Genomic DNA, 2762 nt, shown 5'->3' on the forward strand with positions numbered 1-2762 from the left:
GACGCGACCGCCCTGCGTGACGCTGTCAGCCGGCGTGCGGGATCTTCCGGCGACACGATCACGACGGCGTCGAACTTCGGGGTAGGCCGATTCGTCGCGCGCCGGATGGCGCGCGGACGGGTTCTCGCGATCGGTGACGCGGCCCACGAGGTGAGCCCCATCGGCGGGCAGGGTCTCAACCTCGGCCTTATCGATGCGGCGACGCTCGCGCCGCTGCTCCGAGAGTGGGACATCACGGGAGAGCCGCCGGCCGCACTGGCCGCGTGGGAGCGGCGACGCAGGTCGGCCGCGACGACCGCGGCGCGAATCGCCGCGCTGAACACCGTCGCCGGGCGTGGTCACGGCAGCGTCGGCGCGGTCACGCGGCTCGCAGGCATCCGTCTGGCGCCGGCGCGGCTCCTCGCGCACGCCTATGGGATGGGTTTCGATCCGGATGCGCAAGAAAGCCCCCTCACGCCACAAACGCGGTGAGAACGAGCTGCGCAGCAAGGATCAGACCCGACGCCATCACCAGGCGGAAGACCACGCGGTCCGGCTTCCGCAGAGCGCGGAGCAGGCCCGCGACCGCGCACGCCGCAACGCTCACTGACGCCGCGAGCGCCACGGCGAAGGGCACCTGGCCGAACGATCCGACGACGACGACCACAGTCCCCGCGATGACGGCAGCGAACGCGACTATCGCACTCGGCGTGGTGCCGATCCGGTGACCGAGCCCGCGCACACCCGTCGCCTCGTCGTAGGCGAGATCGGGAAGCACGTTGGTGAGGTGGACGGCGATGCCCAGCAGAGCGCCGGCGGCTCCCTGCCACCACGGAGCCACGACGGGCGCGGGAGCTGCCAGCGTCGCGAGCGAGGGCAGGATGCCGAAACTCACCGCGAACGGGATCACCGATGCCCATGTGAACTTCAGCCACGCGTTGTACGCCCACGCCGAGGCCAGGGCGATGCCGTGGGCGAGACAGAACTCCCACCCGATGATGGCCGAGATGATGAGCGCGATCACCAGCGAGACGCCGGCTGCGGCGGCTACCGCTCGGCGCGAGATGACGCCGGCAGCGATCGGCTTGTCGCGGCGCCCGATGGCGAGGTCCCGCTGAGCGTCAATAGCGTCGTTGGACCATCCGACCGACAGTTGACCGAAGAGCACAGCCGCGACTGTCAGCACGATGCGCCCCACCCCGATGCCGGCCCCCACGGCGAGCAATCCGGCGAGAGTCGTGACGACCACCGTCGGCCCAGGATGCGAGCACGCCAGCAGGGCGAGCACCCGGCCCCCGAAACCTGTCGTGCCCGGGGAAGTCTGCCGGGTCGCCATGCCCTCACAGTACGCGTCCCGACACCGCACCCGGCGAGCCGAACGCAGGATCAACCCGCTCTGCTGCCCTCCACCGCCCCTGCCGAGGCAGCTGATCCTGCAATCGGGACCATCGCCGGCCGCGGCCGGCGGACGGGGGGCTCCCCCGCGAGAGGGATGTGGCGTGGTGTGCGAGCGACGTAGCGTGGATGGGTGAGTGATCCGACGCGCGCCACCTCGCGGTGGGTTCCGACCCGAGGGGACGTCTGGTTGGCGGCAGCCCTCTTCGTCACGGCGGTGCTGAGCACCGCCCTCGGCGCAGTCGCCGGAATCTACAACTCCACGGAGATCGACCTGCGGGTCGCGCTGCTCTACGCGCTCTGTCTCACCGCCCCGCTGGCCTGGCGTCGACGCCTGCCCTGCACTGTCGCGGTGGCAGTATCCGTCGCGTTCTTTGCCGGGATGATGGCCCGCGTCCCGGAGCTTTACGTCGGGAATGTCGCGCTTTTCATCGCCTTCTACACCGTCGGGGCATGGGTCGACAACCGACGGCGAGCGTTCCTCGTCCGTGTCGCGATCATCGCTGGCATGTTCACGTGGCTGCTCATCTCGATGTTCATCGATGCCACAGCGCCGACCGACGAGGGCCTCTCGCGTGCGGGCCTCTTCTCGCCCTACGTCGCGTTCATGCTCATCCAGTTCCTCGTCAACGTCGCTTTCTTCGGCGGCGCGTACTACTTCGGCAATCGCACCTTCGAGTCCCGCCGACAGCGCGAGATCCTCGCCGAGCGCAGCGTCGAGCTCGAGCGGGAGCGTCAGACTACCGCAGCGCAGGCCGTCGCGCTCGACCGCGTCCGCATCGCCCGCGAGCTGCATGATGTGGTCGCGCACCACGTCTCTGCCATGGGCGTGCAGGCGGGGGCCGCGAGGACAGTGTGGGACACCGATCCGGATGCCGCGCGCCGCGCTCTGGTCGACATCGAGCAGGCAGCCCGGGATGCGCTCGTGGAGCTGCGCCGATTGCTCGAGACGCTTCGCACTCCGGTCGACGATGACCCCAGCGACGCATCCACGGTGGGCCTGGAAGGCCTGCCTGCCCTTGTCGCGCATGCCAGCGAGAACGGTCTGCCGACGACTCTGACGATCATCGGCGAGCCGGGGCCGGTGGCGCCGACGGTTCAGGTCAATGCCTTCCGGATCGCGCAAGAGGCCCTGACCAACGCACGCCGCCACGGCGGCCCGGATGCCGAGGCCGACGTCCGCGTCCGGTACCTGCCCGATGCCGTCGAGGTCGAGATCGTGAACTCGGGCAGGCCCGCCCTGACCTCGCAGAGCGGACTCGGACTTCTCGGGATGCGTGAGCGAGCCGTCGCGTCCGGCGGCTCGATCGAGATCTCACCGCGCCGCGAGGGCGGGTTCCGGGTACGCCTGACCGTGCCGCGTCCCGAGGCGGTGAGCGCGTGAGTAC

General features: G+C 70.2%; 3 protein-coding genes. 2 read left to right on the plus strand and 1 reads right to left on the minus strand.

Annotated elements, in window-relative coordinates; all coding sequences use genetic code 11:
- Window positions 1-471 (plus strand): FAD-dependent oxidoreductase (locus B3587_RS02335; protein ID WP_292726252.1); only part of this gene is annotated, 471 nt, incomplete at its 5' end.
- Here B3587_RS02335 and B3587_RS02340 read toward each other — a convergent pair.
- On the minus strand, window positions 452-1315 hold the full coding sequence (locus tag B3587_RS02340; RefSeq protein WP_228178277.1) for a UbiA family prenyltransferase: 864 nt from the start codon (window positions 1313-1315) through the stop codon (window positions 452-454). The two genes, B3587_RS02335 and B3587_RS02340, sit on opposite strands and share 20 nt — an antisense overlap.
- Before the next feature lie 192 nt (window positions 1316-1507).
- Between B3587_RS02340 and B3587_RS02345 the strand changes: the two genes are divergently transcribed.
- Window positions 1508-2758, plus strand: coding sequence for a sensor histidine kinase (locus B3587_RS02345; protein WP_292726254.1), 1251 nt, complete (start codon window positions 1508-1510; stop codon window positions 2756-2758).
- Window positions 2759-2762: the final 4 nt, after the last annotated feature.

The organism is Microbacterium sp. UBA837, from assembly GCF_002296025.1.
Classification (GTDB): Bacteria; Actinomycetota; Actinomycetes; order Actinomycetales; family Microbacteriaceae; genus Microbacterium.

Excerpts from the sequence above, each read along its gene's own strand:
- B3587_RS02340 (WP_228178277.1), bottom strand. The coding sequence starts at position 1,315 with ATGGCGACCCGGCAGACTTCCCCGGGCACGACAGGTTTCGGGGGCCGG.